Raw genomic sequence first — 17,576 nt, forward strand, 5'->3', positions numbered from 1 at the left:
GGCTCATACGGCCGCCAGATGGGTTTCGGCGAGGTCTTTGACCTCGATCGTCGCGTCGCTGGCGACCTCGGTTTCCTCGCGCTCGCCGGAGAAGGCGTCGCGCAGGATGAGCACGGTGGTGTCCGGGTCCTCTCCTGGGCTGGGTTCCTCGTCGAGGATGGCCCAGTCCCCGGTCTCGGGGTGGCAGAGGTAATCGCCGATCTCCAACTCGCTGACGTCGACGCGTCGGCTTTCGACGTCGAGGTCGACGTAGCTTTCGGCCAGCTCCGCAGCGGACGCGGGTCGGGGGCCACCGGGGGCGTTGCCGAAGATGGATTCCACGCCGCGGTCCTGGAAGTCCAACCATCCCGGCGGTGCGTAGCCGGCGGCGTGCGGGTCGAAGTGGGGGTAGTCGGCGGCCTTGAGCAGGGGCAGGTTCTGGTAGGTGCCGAAGCCCTCCGGTTCGGTGGTGGGATCGGTTTCCGGCGGCATGACGATGCCGCGTTCGTAGAGCGCGATCGGGGGGCGCAGCTCGTCGACGATCTGCTTCTCGTCCTCGTCGGCGGGGTCTGAGGGGTCGGGGACGTAGAAGGCCTGCACTTCGGTGGGCCAGCCGGCGCGGTTGAGGGCGGTGCCGCGGCCGCGGACGCCGATCGGGACGGTGCGTCCGGCGTTGGCGTCGTTGTGGATCATCATCGCGGCCTGGGTGGACAGCTTGCCCAGCGAAAGTCGTTGAGTGAAGTTGTCTTTGGCCTCACCTTTGAGGAAGTCGGCGTCGGCGCGCTGTAGGGCGGCTACGCAGTGGAAGCGGCTGGTGCGGCCCAGGCGCAGCAGCGAGGAGAACTGTCGCAGCGTCGGGCAGTCCCGGGGTGCGCCTTTCTCCTTGGTGTTGGCGTAGAAGGTCTTGATGGCTTCCTGGAATTCGGTGTACTCGTCGAACACGATCATGAAGGGCTCTTTGGTGGACAGGGCCCGGCGGTTGCGCTTGTACAGGTTGTAGCGCTGCTGCATCTCCTTGTAGATGGTGTTGACCAAGGCGATCGCTTCGTGTGGTTCGGTGAGGACGGCGACGACGTTGGGATAGGTGCGGTAGCTGGTGAATTCGCCGCCCTTGAAGTCGATGATGAAGATGCGGACACCGAGGCGGGCGGCCTGCACGATCGCGTTGTGGATGGTGGCGGTCTTGCCGGTGCCAGTGGGTCCCATCAGCAGCATGTGGGGGTTGACTTTGAGGTTCCATTCGATGACGGTGCCTTCTTCGTCGACGGCCAGCGGGATCGCGGCGTGGTCGTACGTAGCGCATGCTTGCTCCACGGTGGACACCGGCGCCTGGACGGGCGGGTAGACCTTGGTGGGCAGCTCGGGGCGCAGTTCGAAGACGGCGGTACCGGCGAGGTGGTCGCAGCGGGTGGCGCGCCATCGGCCGGGAAGCAGGTCGCTGATCTTGCGGGCGATTGACCGAATGCGGTCTGTGCCAGACAGTTTCGCGCCAATCTGGTGATGGACGGTGAACTGGCGTATGTCGCCGCTTTCGCTGTACTGCACATCGGTGACCGTGGCGCCGGAGGCGAACAGTTCTGTGCTGGCGATCTGCTCGCGAAGTCCGCGCACGGTGGGGGACTCCGTGTTGACGCTGGCCAGGCTGGCGGTGATCAGTTGGTCGGTGGTCGCGTAGGACAGCGTGTAGTGCGAGCCGACCGCATCGTCGAGTCGGCGGCTCAGTTCGGGCTTGAGTTCTTCGCGGCGGCCGCGATAGGCCAGCAGGATTGTCTTGGGTTTCTCGGGTTGCCCTTCGACTTCCTCGTCCCATTCGGTGATGGCGACCAGGCGTCGGCGTGGCAGCTCGTCGTAGCCGAGATACGGGTAGAGCGCCCATTCGATTTCGTTGAGGTAGCGGGCGCGTTCGCGGCGCTCGCGCAGCTTCTCGGTGAGCAGGTCGGCCAGGCCGTAGGCCGCGATGACTCCGATCGCTGCGGCGATCAGGTCGGGGATGAACGGGATCAGCGCGAGGATGAGGACGCCACCGGTGAGCGCGGTGGCGGCCAGGACGGGGGCGGCCACGGACGGGACGGGACGGCGGTCGTCGGGGTCGTGCTGAACTGGTGCGGCCATCCGGATTCCGATCATGACCGCGGCGACGATGCCGATGGCGATGGCGGCCAGTGCGGCGACGGTCAGCACGGTGGGGCCGGCTCCGCGGGGGTTGGCTCCGGGCAGCGCCAGTAGCGGGTTGGTGGAGCTGAAGTATCCGTTGCGCAGTGCCCACGACGTCGCGGTGGCGGCGCCGCTGAACCACAACGCGCCGATTACCACCGGCACCGCGACGATGGCGGCGAGCCCTGGGTTACGTTGCGCTGTTTCCATTTTGGGCATGTCAGTAGCCCTTCGGCGATGCGTAGGGGTTGGCTTGCTGCACCTTGGACATCAGGTCTGATCCGTCTGCGGACACCGAGTACCTGCTCATCATGTAGTGGATGGCGGCCGCGGCGTTGGAGACGGGATCGAAAATGTCTTGCGAGGTGCCCGGGCGCCAGTGCGATTCGAAGGTTGGTCGGATGGTTTGCATCCACCCCATGGACGGGGTTCCTTTGGCGGCGTTGGAGTCCCAGCCGTTGACGGCGCGGGGATTGTTGCCTGACTCCCGCTGCCCCATGGTCATCAGGCCGGGCAACCAGTTGGCGACCGCGCGGGGGTCGGTGATGCCGTTGGCGGCGAGCGCTTTGATCGCCCAGGCTTTGGGTCCGCCGGCGGCGAGCAGCTGCTGCTGCTCCTGGTCGTCGGGCCCGCTGGCGTTGAGGTCCTTGAGGTAGTCCGCGGACATCGACTTGATGGTGCCGGCGTTCAGTGAGTCCTTGCCGATCGCGTCGGTAAGGACCGCTCCAGCTTGCTGGAGCCCTTGGGCGATGGTGGTCAGGACGCCGAACTGGCCCATTGGGGTGTTGGCGATGGGTCCCATCGCCTGCAGAGCGGACTTGACCTGGTTGATGATCTGTTCGATCTTGTCGCGGCCGAGTGTGGAGTTCGACGCCGAATCTTCAAGGGAGGAGCGTAGTTTGCGTTCCAGGTTGTCCATGGCGCGGGCCTGGTTGGCTTGTTTGTCGACGTCGGACTGGTAGGCGTCTCCGGCCTGTCCTTGCATGCCGGTGCTGGCATCGGTGGAGCCGAGTCGATCGAGGACTCCTTGCGGGAAGCCGCTGGAGTTCGGCATGGCCGGGTTGCCTTGGCCGAACTGGTTGAGGATTTGGCCGAACGGCGCGAGCAGGCCCGAGCCGATGCCCATCAGTGCCGACGGCAGGCTGGCTAGCGGTTCAGCCAGGCCGGAGAGCATTCCGGCGGCGTCCTGCGCGTTGATCGGGGGCTTGGCGGCGTCGGGCGCCGCGTCGTCGGCGGGGGCCGCTGCGTCGTCGGCGCCTTCTGAGTGATCGTGGCCGTGATCGTCGGTGCCGCCGGCGGGGTCGGCCGCGGCGGTGGGGTCGCCGGCGGCCGGCGGAGGGACGGCGCCCGGTGTGCCCGGCGGCGGGACCGGTGCTGCTTGTCCTGGTGCGGGTGTACTCGTGGGTGCGGGTTGCGCGGCCGCGGGGGCGGTCGGCGTGGTGGCCGGCGGTTGCTGCTGTGCTGGTGGTGCGGCCGGGCCGCCGGGTAGGCGCGGCGTGATCGGCAGGATCGGGGCCCGTCGGTTGTCGCGGGGGCCGGTGTCAGGGGATGTGCCGATGCCTGGAGGCAGCGGGGGTGCGGAGGTCTCGGCGAGCTGCTCTTCACTCACGGGGTCGGCACCTCCTGGTGGGTCTGGGTGCGGGGTCGTTTGATGATGATGTTGCCGGTGGGCAGAACTCCTACGGCGATCGGCTGGTTCACGGTGGTGGCGTCGATGCCGAGGGTCGGCGTGATGGCGATCATGACGGCGGTCGGTCCCTGGGTGGGGGTGAAGTTGAAGAACACGAGATCGCCGGGGCTGATCGCGCTCGGGTCGACGCGATCGCCAGTGTCGATCTGTTGTGCGACGTCCTTGGGCAAGGTGACCTCTCCCCCGGTGGCCTGGTAGTAGGCGTATCTGACCAAGTTAGCTGCCGAAAAGGCCTCATTCGTGGGGCCAGCGGTACTTCCGTCGGCGTCGGTTGCCAGTAGGCCGACCTGGTTGTTGGCCAGGGTGGCCGCTTGTCGGCCGATCTCATCGCCTGGTGTGGTCAGCGGGGGCCCGACGACATCGCCGTTACGCACGGCGTTTGCGCATGCCGTGGTGTTGGCGTCCGCGGTGGGTGGTGGGGTCAGCGTTGCGTACGGATTGGCGGGGGACGTGCTATTTGCGCTGGTGGTGGCCGTGGTGGGGGTCGACGTCGGAGTGGCGGTCGTGGTGGTGGCGCTGGTGGTCGTCGCCGGCTGGAGCGCCGTGGTCTCCCACGCTGTCGCCGGGGCCTGATCGAAGGGCACCGAGGTGGCCAGGCGGGGGACGACGGCCAGTGCCGCGGTGTTGCCGACGGAGTAGCCGAGCCGGGATTCGCACTGGTAGGCGAAGTTTTGCTGCTGATCGGACATGCGGCTGAGCGCGACGATCGCAGTGATGACCAGGACGAGGGCCAGCAGGATCAGGACTGCGGCCACGGCGAGGATCACGGGCCATCCGACGGCGCCGACGACGGCCGATCCCGCGGAGACGGCGACCTTGCGGGTCCCCTGCACGGCGGCGGCGCCGAGCAGTCCGCGTAGCGGCGACTGGCGACGTGGTTCGTTGTCCGGTGAGGTCACGGGGCGTCTCCTTCATCGCTGTGTCGGGGCCCTGGGGGTGGCGGCAGGGGCCGGGTGGATCCGGTGGCAGGCGGTGTGACCGGCGGAGCGGGTGGCGGTGCGGGGTGCGCTGGCGGCTCGAACGGTGAGGGTGGCGCCGCGTCGGCGCCGGCGGGCCCGGGCGCTGGCCCCGACGGTGGGGACGTGTCATCGCCGCTGGTAGAACCGTTGCCCCAGTCGGGAAGCGGTGCCGCGGATCCTGTTCTGGGCGCAGGGGGTGGTCCGTCGTGGGGCCCGGAGCCGGCGGGGTTGCCTCCTGGCGGGCTGTACCCAGGGCTGGGTGCCGATGGCGGCGCTGAGGGCGCCGGGGGCTGGAGGTCGTTGGCCGTTAGCGGCGTGGCCTGCGACGATGCCACGTCCCCGCTGTCGGGTGCGGCGCTGAACTGCGTGGTCGCCGGCGCCGATCCGCTCTGCGGTGCTGGCGCTGGTCCCCCACCGTTACCGGTCGCCGCGGGGGCCGCGTTGCTGGGTGTAGATGCTGCTGTCGCCGGCGGCGCCGTCGCCGTGGACGCGGTGGGTGGGGCGCTGCCCTGCTTGGCCGCTTTCTTCTGCTCCTTCTCGGCCTCTCTGGCGGCCCTCTCGGCTGCTGCAGCTTCGGCGGCCTTCTTGTTCTCGTAGATGTCGGCGCCACGGTCGAGATGGCGGACCATCGAACTGCGTCCCCCGCGGACGAACGGTGCGACGACGTGCAGGGCGTGCGAGGCCGACGGTGAGCGGGCGGCGAGCGCGCCGCCGGCCATGGTGGCGCCGAGGCCCATGGCGACCACGCTGCTGTCGCGAAGGAATCCTCCGGCCTTTTCCTGCAGGATGTTCGTGGTCGGCGGGGGTGGTGCGGCGCCGACGCTGCTGATGACCCCTGAGGCGACGTTGGCGCTGGATTTCTTGAGGCTCTTGGACATCGCGAAGACCAGCCGGATGGCGACCATCATCAGGATGAGGGCCGACATCATCGCCACGACGCCGTTGCCTTGTTGGCGGAAGACGACGGTCACGATCTCGCCGATGAAGATCGTCATGGTGATGTAGCCGAACATCGCCACGCCGGAGAACAGCATGGCGACGAACGTGTTCACCAGTGACGCCTGGGGTCCCCCGGGGATGACGCCGACAGCGAAGCCCCACAACAGCTTGAAGGCGTTGGCCACGGCACGGAAGAACTCGAGAACGATGTGGAATCCGAGCACGGCGCAGAACAGCGCGAAGATGCCGATGAACATCAGCATCAGAACGCCGGTGCCCAGCTGCCCGGGGCTGGGGTTGTCAGCTGTCGCTTTCATCGCGGCCGAATCGGAGGCACCGCATGCCCGGATGCCGTCCTTGATGTTGTCGGGGTCCCCGGATCTCACTCCTTCGCTCCAGGCCGCCGCGCAGCTCGGCGTGCTGTCGGGCTGCCCGGCGAAGTTCCAGGTCTGCAGTGGCCGGCGGACGAACGAGGTGGCCAGCGTCCCTTCGAGGCGGTTGAGGGTGTCGGAGGTGTTGTCGAGGCCTGCCACGGAGTTCGAGCCCAGGCTGACCGCTACGTCGCGTCCTTGGGCCAGGGGCCCGGAGTCGGAGATGACCCAGCTGATGGGTGAGTAGACCAGGGCTCCGCCGATGAGGGCGATGAGCACGGCGGCCGCGCCCTGGGAGGCGGCGCGGGGCAGGTTTCCGCGCAGGATGTTCACCGCGACGAAGGTGGCGGCGACGATCGCGGCGATCGCGGCGACGCCGGGCAGGATCTGGCCGGCGTAGTCCTGGACGACGGATGCCACGGGCTGCACGAGGTCGGGCAGGAACCCGAAGCTGATGACGTACATGAGGAACCAGATGGCGACGCCGCCGATGACGACGAACAGTCCGGCTTCTGCTTCGAGCAGGGTGGCCAGGACGGCTTGGGACCCGCCGTCGAGGACGGATCCGTAGTCGGTGGAGATGGCGTAGCGCGACAGCGGGACGCCGTAGGAGTCGGTGACCCCGAGGACGTAGAGCAGGGGGCTTTGGGGTCCGATCGCGGCGTGCGCTTCAGCGGGAAAGATCAGCGCGACCAGGCACAGGCACAGTTGCAGGTAGATCGGCAGCATGGTGAACCGGCGCAGGCGGGTGGCATTCGACAGTGCCCAGCCGCGGGCGAAGAGCTGGCCGAGTGTGGGCAGGGTGGGGTCCCAGCCGGGTCGGAAGAAGGCGGCGGCGAGCACTAGATCGTCACCTGCTCGGGTGTGGTGGACACCGCGCGTGCGCGGTCTTCGCGGGCGGGTCCGAAGATCTTTCCCCGGCCGATGCGGCCGCGGCCGTCGGCGATGAAGCACTCGCCGCGGCGGTTGGGGGCGACGGTCTCGCCGCGTCCCACTGGCGGCGAGGTGTTCTCGCGGAGCTGCTTGATGAGGTAGGCGTCGCGTTCGATGTCGACGCCGAGCCACTCCAGGCTGTTGGTCGCCAAGGTGGTGTGGCGTTGCCGGAAGGCGAAGCGGTTGGGGATGAGGTTGTGCGCAGTGGAGGCGTAGTCGGCCTTGGGATCTTGCGAGGACAAGATGATGCCGGCGGCGTGTTTCCGGCCGTCCCGGACGAATTCTTCGACGATCTGCTTGCCGACGGTGGTGGCGGTGAAGTGGTAGGCCTCGTCGACGACCAGGGCGCCGAAGCGGCCCGGCTTGAGGAACTGATCGCGCGCCAAGAGCCCGACTAGTTCGTAGAGCGTATGGCCGAGGCGTTTGCGCCACGGCAGGTTCGCGTAGGCGTGGGTCAAGGTCAGTTCGTCGACGGTGGGCAGCGCCAGGGTGTGGGTCCGCACGACGGTCGCGGTGGCTGTGAGCGGCATGGGTGGCAGTGACCGGTCGAAGAGCACTGGGGCTTCCACGGCGTCCATGGCGCGCACGAGTGCGTGTTGGTCGTCGGCGTCGCGGCCTGTGGAGCGCTCGGCCTGGCGGGCCAGGTAGTCGCGGACGTCGGCCAGGGAGCGCAGCTGGTGGGCGGCGCGGTGTTCGGGTTGCAGTGTTTCGGCCAGCAGCGTGCCTGGCGCGGAAACCACCGGGATGTTGAGCAGCGGAAGGATGGTGTCGAGGGTGATGCGTCGGGCTTTGTGCGGGTCGGTGAATAGCCGCAGCGGATCGAGGGTGAACCGGGGGTCGTCAAGGGTGATCAGGACCGAGCCGGGGATCGACTGCAGCAGTGGGATGTATTCGCCTTGCTGGGATCGGTCGATGACGAGGAACTGTCCGAGCAGGTCGGCGATGATGCTGATCAGTGTCTTGGTGAAGTAGCTCTTGCCGGAGCCGAGTTCGCCGGCGATGGCGATGGCCGGGCTGATGTCGGAGAGCACCTTGTTCAGGAAGTTGAAGTGCAGCGGCTCGAAGAGTCCTGACAGGAGGTTGACGCCGATGATCGGGCCGGTGTCGTCGAGCAGCCGCGCGGTGGTGAAGGGAACGAATCCCGCCCAGTCGGGGGTGGCGGTGACGTGCTGGTAGTCGGTGTACACGCTGTCGGTCGGCGCGCCGGGGTTGAGCATCATCCAGAGCTTGCGTTGGGCTCCGCGGGGGGTGTCGACGCGGATGCCGAGGCGACGGAATTTGGCTTTGAGCGTTCCGATGCTGCGGGTCAGGTCAGCTTGGGTGGGGGCGCCGACGGCCAGGACGGTGGTGAACTCGACCTCTTCAGCGTTCTCGTTGGTGGCGAGGCTGTCGTTGTAGGCAGCCAGGGTGTCGACTTTGCGTCGCAGCTCTTGGGTGTGGAAGCCGACGTCAGTGTCGCGTTCGCCGAGCTGGACGCCGAGCTTGCCGAGCACCTTTTCGTTGAGTTGCATCGCGGACTCTCGGTCGCGGCGGCGCACGCGCATGGCCCAGCCGACGCTGACATCGGGGATCCCGTCGAGCACGGACAGAAACTCGGAATGACCGGGAAATCCCATCGCCGGCGGGAACGACATCGGGGTCAACATGGCTTGGTAGCTGTTGATGACCTCGCCCTCGTCGAGCCGGATCATGGCTTTGAGCATGGGGTCGAAGCTGCGGCGGAAGGACTTCTCGGTGCGGGCGCCTTCGTCGAGGATGCCTGGGAGGAAGTACGGGGTGGGGGCCGTCGTGCTCGGTGAGGCGTTGGCTGGGTTGTGCGGGGCGTGTTCGAGTGCCGATCCTCGCATGAGGTTGTGATTCCAGATGAAGGGCAGCAGCCCCTCGGGGACGGGCTGCAACCGGAAGTTTGATTCGGGGTCGATGACGGTGAGCAGCTCCTCGGCGGCGGCGAGCTGCTCGGCGACGTCGCGGGCGGAGGGTTCTCCGCGAAGCGCGCTCTTCCCGAGAGGGAAGGTGATGGTGTAGATGCGGGTCAGCGGGGCGATCTCGGCGATGCGCTTGTAGCCGGCGAGGGTTTCCTTGATGTAGTCCGGGGTGCGGTGCAGGTCGACGCGATCGAGTGATCGGTTCATGACGTCGACGAGATCCAGCGGCGCCTGCAGGCTCAGCAGCAAGGTGTTGTCGGGGCAGTTGAGGATGAGCGATTCGTGCGCGTCTGCGACGCCGGCTTTGTCTTCGGGTTGGCGCAGGCCGTAGTCGATTGCCTCGACGAAGTAGGTGGCGAAGACGCCGCCGTGGTGGGTCCACTGCAGATGGTGGCGGCGGGCTGCGGTCGGCTGGCGGAGCTTCACGGTGCGCTCGGGTCCTTCGTATGCAGGTGTGGCGTTGTGGAGGTCAGCTGGCGTTGAGGGGGGTGTCGTCGATGACGAATGCGTGCGGGTTGGCTGAGGCTTGCCGATCCAGCTCTTCGCGGGCCAGGACCGTCGGCTTGCGGTCGACGATCAGGCTCACTACACGGGCGGCCTTGCCCAGGACGGGCACTCCGTCGTACTTGATCAGGCTCAGGGCCGCGGTGACCGCGAAGGCGAGCAGGAGTCCGGTTCCGAACACGGCGATCGCGTTGTAGGGCAGCAGCCGGGTCGCGAAGATGGTCGCGACGAGAGTCGCCGTGAACCCCACGATCTGCTCGATGGGGCGAGCCCCGCCGGGGAGTCGGCGCCCACCGGGGAGGCGTCCGACGTAGGTCCGGAAGCGTCGTCCCGAGGTGGCGACACGCACCCAGCGCACCCAAGTCATGCGGCCGCCAGGTCGCCGGTCAGGTCGGTCGCCGCGGGCAGCAGCGGGGCCGGCGCGGGCATCGAGTAGCCGCCACCGCCGCCGATCTGCTCGCCGGTGTTGCTGCCGGCGCTGATCAGTGACGGGATCATGGCGAAGACGCCGGCGGCTCCGGTGATGGCCAACGCCGAGACGGCGATCTTCACCGGATTGCGGCCCGCTTCGCCGAACAGGTTTCGGAAGAAGTAGAAGATTCCCCACAGCAGAAGCAGCGTGCCGGCGCAGCCCACGGCGACGACGCGGATGTTCTCAAGGAGGACCTGGAGGTCGGTCATTGGAGTGTTCCTTTCGATCTCGGTGGAGGGTTCAGCCGCGCGTCGGTGGTGGCGGCGGAGTCGTCGATGTGGAGGTGGTGGTGTTGTCGTCCTGCGGAGTGTCGGGCCGTGTCTGCAGCAGCGGCGCGGAGGCGATCGAGACCACCTGCCACTGACCTTCGACTGACCTGAGTGTCAGGGGGTAGGCGAGCTGGGTGAGGGTGTAGTTCTTGGTGCGCGCGGCCACGGTGATGTAGACCTCGGCGGTGTCGGCGCCGCTGCCGTTGCCGCTGACGTCCGCGTCGATGGACACGGTGTCGACCTTGGCGTAGGGGGCCGGCTGGATGGGTTTGTCGGTGGCGTCGGCGGTGACGTAGCGCGCGAAGTCGGCTCCGCCGGTCAGGTAGGAGCGGACGAATCCGGTGGCGGTCATCGCCAGGGGCGAGTCGGCCGCGACGGTGTAGCGGTAGCCCAATCGGAAGTCGACGCCGACTCCGGGCCCGGCCACTTGCATCGGCAGCGCGGTAGCGCGCGGAGCGCCGTCGAGCACGGTGATCGGCACGCGGTAGTAGGTCCGCTGCGGTGTGGTGGTGGTCGCTCCGTTGACCAGTCCGGAGACCGTGACTGTCCACAGAGCCACCCCGTCGCCGGTCGTGGTGATCTGCTTGGCGAAGGCCACGTCGGTGTCGGTGAACTGCCCGGCGATGGGCGGCAGCTTCACGTCTTTGAGCGTCACGTAGTGGGCGAGTTTCTGTTCGTCGCCCGCTTTCGCCGTGAGGTAGGTGGTTACGTAATCGCGCGCGAAACCGGTGACGAGTGTGGACGCCGGCACAGATGTGTTGCCTGGTGTGGGGTCGCTCTGGTCGGCATCGGGCCACAGTGATGTGAGGAGTGTGATTACTGCGAAGATTCCGCCGATGACGCCGAGGACACTGACCGCGCGGTTCAGGAGTAGGCCTCGATCGAGCGGCTTGACCAGCTCGTCGAAGTGCTTCCTTTGAGAGGGAAGTTTACCTGTCACGGTAAATCAGTCTCCCACAGTCCCGGCGCCATTCTCGGCGAGCGCACGGGTGAATGCGGCGTCCGCTTCGGGGCTGTCATCGACGATGAGTTTGAGCAGAGCGGCGCGCGCGTTCATGTCGAACGGGTCGTCGTGCAGCTCGTCGCAGGCGATCTTGACGTCGCGTGAGTAGGCGCGCACTGCGGCGATCGCGGGGCTGATGTCGAGGTTGCGCGAGCGAGCTGATGCGGAGGTCGCCATGGGTGGGTGTCCTTCTCGGAATGGGAGTGGGGCTGGGTGCCGCCTCTATCCGTGAAGTACCGACCGCAGGGGCGCTTTCCGTCGCGTGTGGGTGGAGTGAATTAGGCCGCCAGGAGCCAGGCGGCTACCCCGCTATCGCAAATAGCGCGTCCCCAGCAAGTCTTTAGTTCGCCTAACGAAATACAATCTGATTTGCTATACCCCCCTTGACAGGGGGGGTACGCTGGCCGTGCAGCGGAGCGATAAGGACAGCGGTGCCCCCACGAGGGAACGTAGCTGGCGCTATTTTCGCAGGTCAACCGTGTGAATGTGACCTCACAACCGTTGCCGATAACTTCCTCGCAGGTCGCGCACATGAATTGTGCGCGACCGCTCACGACCCGCGCACAGGGCGCGTGACCAGCTATCAGCGGAGCCGCGCACGTTCCGCGCACATGACGCGCACGACCGGGTGCACGCCGCCCGCTCATCAACGCGCACGCTGGGCGCACGTCCATCATCAGTGTGCTGTGAGCGTGAAAATCGGGCCCCGGATTTTCCGTCGCGTGAGAACTGGGAATTATGGTCGCGCACCCCTCAGGCACTGTATGCACGCTGCTCAGCGGCGTGTGACACCTCGTTTTGTGGTGTAGATCACACCTGTGAGAAGTTCCCTGGGGGCGCTTTCACGCCGTCGCTCACGTCGTAGCTGACGGTTAGCTCACAACTGGTTCAGAGGCTGTGGTCATCAGCTGCGCCGCACTGGCGCACCACGACTCCTTCAGGAGACTGGCGATGACCACTCAACCTCTTGCCCTCCCCCGCCCGGCCGCCGCGCTTCGTGAGCATGCGCTCCGCACTGCCGGCATGCGCTCCCACCGCGCGCACGTCACCGACTGGCTGCGCGCCGTAGATGTCGTCAGCATCGAGCAACTCTTCGACGCACTCGGTGGCCGGGACACCACATCGACGGCGCTGCTTCTTGCTGAGCATCGCCGCGGCGTCGGCCTGGCCGCGACCGTGCTGCTCGGAGCCAAGGCGGTGATGCTGTCCTCGGTTGCGCGGCACGCTCCCGGCGATTCCCTGGAGGAGCGCTTCCAGGTCACCGTTGATGCGTTCCTATCCCGTGCCTTGCCGGCGGTGAAGCCGACGCACAAGCATGCCGATGCGCAGCTGTACTGGATCACTTTGCGCACTGTCACGAAGCTGCATGAGGCGCCGCTGTGCTCCGCGGAGCCGTCGTTCGAAGATGTCGCCGGCGAGGATGTGCACGCCGAAGTCGACACCTACCTGACCGCCGATGTTCTCCTGGATTGGGCGCTGGCTCGCGGTGTTCTGGTCGAGCAGGATCACCGTGCGCTGAAGATCCGGTTCGGTGGCGACGCTGCACTGCCGGTGCGTGAAGTCGCGGCGGTGTTGGGTGTCACGGAGAACAAACTGGAGTCGCGTCTGCGGCGCGCACTGACTCGACTGCGCGAGGCGGTGGAGTCAGACCGCGACGATCTGGATCGGGCCTGTGTTGAGGCGCGGTGGGGCCGCGTCGACGCCGATGCGTTCGCCGGAACTGGTGCGGCCGCATGACCGGGTTCTCTGGGCCGGACGGGATAAAATTTCCCGACGCTGGTAACGCTCTCGACTCGGAGTGGCGTGCGGCTCCAGGCCCCGAAAGTGATGTCGATATGTCCGATCTGTATCACCGCCATGCAGACCAGATCGCCGATGACTTGCTCGCAGACCCGGAACTGTTCGAGGACGTGAGCGCTGAGTTCGCGTCGAACTCCGATGAAGGTTACGGCGAGTGGATGCCGAACACCGATGACGCCGATCTCGGTGCTGGTGCCGGGGAGTACGACGCGGCCTACGCGGCGTACGACGGTGATGATCGCCGCGATCGCGACCTCACCGATGAGGAGCAGTCCGATCTGGCCGAGCTGGGCCGCGTGATGACAGGTCCCGCCGATCACGGTCTGTTGACGGGAACAGGCCGGGGCGCCTATGTCCATCGCGACGACGACGACATTGCAGTGCCTGACCCGGGCGCTGGGGATGTCGATCTGGATGGCGGCAAGGACAAGCCGTGGTGGCAGTTCGGGTGGTTCGACGGGAGCCGGCGCTCGCATCGGCTCGGTGCGATCGCCGCCGCGGTGGTGGTTGTTCTGGTCGTGGTCGTTCTGGTCCTGCCGAGTGGTGCAGAGCAGCAATCGTCGACCACCGCATCAACGACGCCGGCGTACTCGGTGCCGACAATGACTGCGCAGCCGCCCGCCTCTCCGGCTCCGGCGGATCCCGGTGCATCGGCTGCTGACGGGCCCATCGGGATCAAGTCCGCCGCCAGTCGGTGCACCGCCGGATCGACCGATCCGATGCAGGCCTTCGACACCGACGTGAACACCGCGTGGATGTGCGTGCCGGCATACGGAGTTCCCGGCACGGTGCTGCGTGTGGAGTTCGACAACTGGTATGTCGTCACCGGTGTCTCCATCGTGCCCGGCTGGAACCGGGTCAATCCGGATGGCTCGGATGAGTGGCTGAAGCACAAAACCGCGGCGACCGTCGAGTACCAGTTCAACGATCCCGACGAGACGCGGTTGACGCAGCAGACCAACAACTTGCGCGATGAAGTGGTCACGCCGGTGCAGCCGCCGGTTCTCGCATCTGCGATGACCATCACGGTCACCGAGTTCGGCACACCCACCGGTCCGGTTGCCGACACCACGACCATCCCCGGGCAAGGTGGTGTCATTGCCTCCGACACCCCCAAGACCGGTGACCTGAACGACTTCGCGGTGTCGTCGATCAGCATCATCGGCCACCGCGCCGCGTAGCCGTCACGGCCGTGTCGGCGGCCGGTTCTAGGGTCAAGGGATGCGCCGCGCGTACGTCGAATCCCATGAGCCCTTCCCCCGAGCCCTCGCACAGGCTCTGCGATGGGCCGGTGACGGCGCCACCATCCACGCACCCGACACCCGCAGCATCGAGGAGAACCGCCTCCACGAGATGGGGATCAGGGTGACGTCGCCGTCGTCGAAGTCGCGGTTCTATGGCCGCCCGGAAGGCACCGTCGTTGCGACGTTCTTGAACCTTTCCGAGGTCCTGGAGGTCGAGCGCCGCGGCGGAATCGAGGGCCTGGTCGTTGTTCACGCGAACGGACCGTCACGCTTTCCCGGGGTGCCGCACCACGGCCCGTGGGTGACTGCTTTCAACCCCGAACACCTCGGTGGACAAGAGATCGCGCCTGTTGCGGCGGCGCCGGCAGCCCTGCGGGCGGCCATCCGTGATCTCACCGGTCTCGCGGTCGGCAACCAAGGCTTAATCGACAAGCGCGAGCGATCGGAAGTGATCCACGCGCTGACCTACTTGCGCGGCCGCGGGTTTGAGCTCGATCCTGACGCGTTGATGGTGGAGGCGCTGCGCAACGAATGGGGCGGCGCCGGGCCCGAGGAACTGCGGCAGATCGCGCTCGATCTGAATAAGGGCAAGCAGCTCCAGTTCGACAAACGTCGGTTGCGACCGGAGCGCCTTAAAGAGTGGGCCGCCACCAAGGACTGAGATGAATGGCGGCTCGGCGACGGCGGGGTGTAGGGGGGCGAGGCTGGAAGAATTGCCACGGTGAACACCGCCGCCGGCATCGGTCCCGATGCAGCCCAGTGGTGGCGTTCAGTTTGCGATTCGACGCAGACCCCAGTGCGTGAGCTGCTCGACGGTTTCGACCAGATCGCACCCTTGCCTGTGCCCTACGACTGGCTCCCTGGCCGCGCCGAGACGTTCTACGGCGACCGTTTCCAGGTGTGGTCCGATCTCGCGGACGAGACCATCGAGTCGTTGGTCAACCGTCCGAAAGGTGGCATCGGGACCGTTCGGGCCATCCTGATCGCGGGGTGGGAGGCGGCTGCCCGCGCGCAGGCGATCTTGCCGCCCGACGCCGCGGCGGACGTCACCACAGCAGTGTCGCTGCTCGTCGATCGGCTGACCGATTACGACTACCAGCTGCTGGCAGCGCGGGGCTGGGCACTGCATCCCACGACGGTGCCGGTGACCGCCGAGCAGCTCGGTGTCACCCAGATCAACGTGACCCGCAACCTCCCGCGGGCGTACGCCAGGTTCAAGAGTCTGCTCCCCGAGCTTGCGCACGCGGTCATCACCGAGTGCGCCGAACAGCTGGGCCGGCTCCTTGGCACGTTGACGCGAAGGCCCGTTGCCGAGGCGGCGCTACAGGGCTTCGGTGTGGACCAGTCAGGTGACGCCGGGCAGATCTTGCTGCACCTGGCGGGCCCGTACGCCGAGACCAACGGTGGGTGGCTGGCGGTGACCACCACCGACGTCGTGGACTCGGCGATCGCCGTGATCGACGATGCGCTCACCCGCTGGGGTGCCCCCACCACCACCACGCTGACAACCAAGCTGGGCGGCTTAGGCATTCAGCCAGAAACGGCACTCGAGTTCGTCGAAAGTCGACCAGGCCTGCGCCGCTTCGGCGAACAGTGGGTCCGGTGGGGTTCCACCGCCGCCGAGCTGGCCCAGGCGGCACTGAACGTCTGCGGGGAGCCGATGTCACCGGCGGCGATCGCCGAGTTCACCGGGGCTCTTCACGCGGAGGCGGCAATACGCCAGGCGCTGCACGACAACTCCCGGTTCAGCCGCGCCACCCGCACCACCTGGGCTTTGAGGAGATGGGGCCTCGACGAGTACGGCGGATTGTTCACCGAGATCGCCACGCGGATCGACGCGGCCGGCGGCTCCATCGCCACGGCGGACGTCATCGCTGACATCTCGGCCACCGTGCCGGACGTCAATGAAAGCTCCATACGGAGCTACATGGGCGCCCCGGCCTTCGTCGTCGACAAGCGCACGGTGCGGCGGCGGACCGCCGCCGACGGGTGGCCCCCGGTGCCGCCGCTGAACTCGGTTCGTGGTGTCTTTCACCCCCGTCCGGATGAGTTTCGCATCGCGTTCCCGGTGACCGCTGACCTGCTGCGCGGCTCAGGGCAGAAGCTGCACGCAGCACCCGCGACCGCCCTCGGAGTGCACCCCGGCAGCGAGCGGACGTTCACTGGCACACCCTGCGACGTCACCGTGTACTGGAGGCTGTTTTCCGCCACCGGCGCCGGCGTGGGATCGCTGCGCCCGATCGCCGCTGCCCTGGAGGCCCAGCTCGGCGAAACTCTCGTGTTCGTCTTCAACGCGCGAGACGCGACCGTAGTCGTGCAGCGGATCGCCCTTGCCGACCGGCGCGGCCGCCTAGCCGCGCTGGTCGGCACACTGACACCCAGTCCCCGCGCCGCACTGGCGCACGCGGTGGGCTGCCAACTCCACGAGCTGGACGAGTTCCTCCAGCGGCGCGGTGAGGACGACTTGCTCCCCCTTGCCGACGACGCGTCGCCGCACGAATCCCATCGCGGCCGGGAGGTCAGCTAGTGGGCGGTCACGCATCCTGTCGTGGCCGTCGGAGTGGGTGGAGCAGTGCCGTCATCTTTGGTGAAGTACACGTCAACTGCGACGCATCCGGCCTCTGGGGTGGCGATGAGGATTCTGCTGATCGGGTATGGGACCGGCAGCCCTGAATGCGACTCGGTGTCGTCGATCTTGGTCGAGGTCTTGTCGCGGCGAATCACTACGTGGATGGTCCAGCCCTTCGGCACCGGCCGCTTAACCTCGGGGTCCCCGCCCCAGGGCACCCATGCCCAGACCGCGGGCGGGCAGTCCCGCCGCGAGAATTCGCGTAGGTGGATCTCGGCGATGGCCGTGCCGTCCGGTCCGATGACTTCTGGTTTCAGGCCCGGAACCGGCACACTTGCGTCGAGGCCCTGGCCGCACCCGTCGTCGACGTCTTTGGCGAACTTGCCGTCCACCTCCTGCATGAGGCGCTGCGTGGCATCGGTGTGCGTGAGCACGAACGCAGCGACGCTGGCGATGACGAGGACTACGGACAGTCCAGCAAGCGCGGCACCGCCGCGGGTGGGCTTCGACTTCATCGTCGGGCCACTGAACAAACAGGCGCTGATAGCGGCTACGAGCGCCGCCGCTGCCAGGAGGAGCAGGCCCCCGCGCAGCCAGCCGAAGGCCTGCATGAAGGCGTATGCGGCAGAGGCGAACCCGATCAAGGTGACAAACGCCCCGCCGGCTCTCATCACGTCGCGCGACGGGCGATAGCGGTGGCGCCCCGGTGGTGACGTCATTTTCGGTGGCCTCCGATTCCCCACGGCGCGCCCGACGCCGATCTCA

At 67.2% G+C, this 17,576-nt stretch carries 14 protein-coding genes; 4 read left to right on the forward strand and 10 right to left on the reverse strand.

Annotated features, from left to right (window positions below; all coding sequences use genetic code 11):
- Positions 1-3: 3 nt before the first annotated feature.
- Genes RMCN_RS17470 through RMCN_RS17510 form a run of 9 tightly spaced genes read right to left on the reverse strand, consistent with a single transcriptional unit; the run spans position 4 to position 11,375 of the window.
- Positions 4-2,352 carry an FtsK/SpoIIIE domain-containing protein gene (locus RMCN_RS17470; protein WP_067391694.1) on the reverse strand — a complete coding sequence of 783 codons (2,349 nt, stop codon included), beginning with the start codon at positions 2,350-2,352 and terminating at the stop codon, positions 4-6.
- Position 2,353: 1 nt separating this feature from the next.
- Positions 2,354-3,742, reverse strand: a complete 1,389-nt coding sequence (locus tag RMCN_RS17475; RefSeq protein WP_067391697.1) for a DUF4226 domain-containing protein — start codon at positions 3,740-3,742, stop codon at positions 2,354-2,356.
- Positions 3,739-4,722, reverse strand: a complete 984-nt coding sequence (locus RMCN_RS17480) for an NlpC/P60 family protein (RefSeq protein ID WP_067391700.1) — start codon at positions 4,720-4,722, stop codon at positions 3,739-3,741. Before RMCN_RS17480 ends, RMCN_RS17475 begins: the two co-directional genes overlap by 4 nt.
- On the reverse strand, positions 4,719-6,935 hold the full coding sequence (locus tag RMCN_RS17485) for a hypothetical protein (protein WP_067391703.1): 2,217 nt from the start codon (positions 6,933-6,935) through the stop codon (positions 4,719-4,721). The genes RMCN_RS17480 and RMCN_RS17485 overlap by 4 nt, the downstream gene beginning before the upstream one ends.
- On the reverse strand, positions 6,935-9,376 hold the full coding sequence (locus RMCN_RS17490) for an ATP-binding protein (RefSeq protein ID WP_067391706.1): 2,442 nt from the start codon (positions 9,374-9,376) through the stop codon (positions 6,935-6,937). The genes RMCN_RS17485 and RMCN_RS17490 overlap by 1 nt, the downstream gene beginning before the upstream one ends.
- A gap of 43 nt (positions 9,377-9,419) precedes the next feature.
- A complete protein-coding gene (locus RMCN_RS17495; protein ID WP_067391709.1) occupies positions 9,420-9,821 on the reverse strand; it encodes a hypothetical protein in 402 nt (133 codons plus the stop codon).
- Positions 9,818-10,135: a hypothetical protein gene (locus RMCN_RS17500; RefSeq protein WP_067391712.1), complete on the reverse strand. Its 318-nt coding sequence runs from the start codon at positions 10,133-10,135 to the stop codon at positions 9,818-9,820. Before RMCN_RS17500 ends, RMCN_RS17495 begins: the two co-directional genes overlap by 4 nt.
- 31 nt (positions 10,136-10,166) lie before the next feature.
- Positions 10,167-11,135 (reverse strand): conjugal transfer protein, encoded by a 969-nt coding sequence (locus RMCN_RS17505; protein WP_067391715.1) that lies wholly within the window; start codon positions 11,133-11,135, stop codon positions 10,167-10,169.
- Positions 11,136-11,141: 6 nt separating this feature from the next.
- Positions 11,142-11,375, reverse strand: coding sequence for a hypothetical protein (locus RMCN_RS17510; protein ID WP_067391718.1), 234 nt, complete (start codon positions 11,373-11,375; stop codon positions 11,142-11,144).
- A gap of 774 nt (positions 11,376-12,149) precedes the next feature.
- Here RMCN_RS17510 and RMCN_RS17515 point away from each other — a divergent pair.
- The 4 genes from RMCN_RS17515 to RMCN_RS17530 all read left to right on the forward strand — a co-directional run bounded on the left by RMCN_RS17515 (position 12,150) and on the right by RMCN_RS17530 (position 16,769).
- A complete protein-coding gene (locus RMCN_RS17515) occupies positions 12,150-12,935 on the forward strand; it encodes a hypothetical protein (protein WP_131808576.1) in 786 nt (261 codons plus the stop codon).
- A gap of 98 nt (positions 12,936-13,033) precedes the next feature.
- The gene (locus RMCN_RS17520; protein ID WP_067391724.1) at positions 13,034-14,179 is read left to right on the forward strand and encodes a hypothetical protein; all 1,146 of its coding nucleotides are present in this window, start codon (positions 13,034-13,036) and stop codon (positions 14,177-14,179) included.
- 40 nt (positions 14,180-14,219) lie between these two features.
- Positions 14,220-14,903, forward strand: coding sequence for a DUF1889 family protein (locus RMCN_RS17525; RefSeq protein ID WP_067391727.1), 684 nt, complete (start codon positions 14,220-14,222; stop codon positions 14,901-14,903).
- Between the two features lie 60 nt (positions 14,904-14,963).
- Positions 14,964-16,769, forward strand: coding sequence for a hypothetical protein (locus RMCN_RS17530; RefSeq protein ID WP_234787696.1), 1,806 nt, complete (start codon positions 14,964-14,966; stop codon positions 16,767-16,769).
- On the opposite strand, the gene RMCN_RS17535 is transcribed toward RMCN_RS17530, so the two are convergent.
- A complete protein-coding gene (locus tag RMCN_RS17535; protein WP_067391730.1) occupies positions 16,766-17,530 on the reverse strand; it encodes a hypothetical protein in 765 nt (254 codons plus the stop codon). The genes RMCN_RS17530 and RMCN_RS17535 overlap by 4 nt on opposite strands.
- Between the last annotated feature and the right edge of the window lie 46 nt (positions 17,531-17,576).

Origin of the sequence: Mycolicibacterium novocastrense (genome assembly GCF_001570485.1) — a bacterium.
GTDB lineage: Bacteria > Actinomycetota > Actinomycetes > Mycobacteriales > Mycobacteriaceae > Mycobacterium > Mycobacterium novocastrense.

Bases quoted from the DNA above. Each gene is read 5' to 3' on its own strand.
- RMCN_RS17470 (WP_067391694.1), bottom strand. From the start codon at position 2,352: ATGCCCAAAATGGAAACAGCGCAACGTAACCCAGGGCTCGCCGCCATC.
- RMCN_RS17495 (WP_067391709.1), bottom strand. From the start codon at position 9,821: ATGACTTGGGTGCGCTGGGTGCGTGTCGCCACCTCGGGACGACGCTTC.
- RMCN_RS17500 (WP_067391712.1), bottom strand. From the start codon at position 10,135: ATGACCGACCTCCAGGTCCTCCTTGAGAACATCCGCGTCGTCGCCGTG.
- RMCN_RS17510 (WP_067391718.1), bottom strand. From the start codon at position 11,375: ATGGCGACCTCCGCATCAGCTCGCTCGCGCAACCTCGACATCAGCCCC.
- RMCN_RS17515 (WP_131808576.1), top strand. From the start codon at position 12,150: ATGACCACTCAACCTCTTGCCCTCCCCCGCCCGGCCGCCGCGCTTCGT.
- RMCN_RS17520 (WP_067391724.1), top strand. From the start codon at position 13,034: ATGTCCGATCTGTATCACCGCCATGCAGACCAGATCGCCGATGACTTG.
- RMCN_RS17525 (WP_067391727.1), top strand. From the start codon at position 14,220: ATGCGCCGCGCGTACGTCGAATCCCATGAGCCCTTCCCCCGAGCCCTC.
- RMCN_RS17535 (WP_067391730.1), bottom strand. From the start codon at position 17,530: ATGACGTCACCACCGGGGCGCCACCGCTATCGCCCGTCGCGCGACGTG.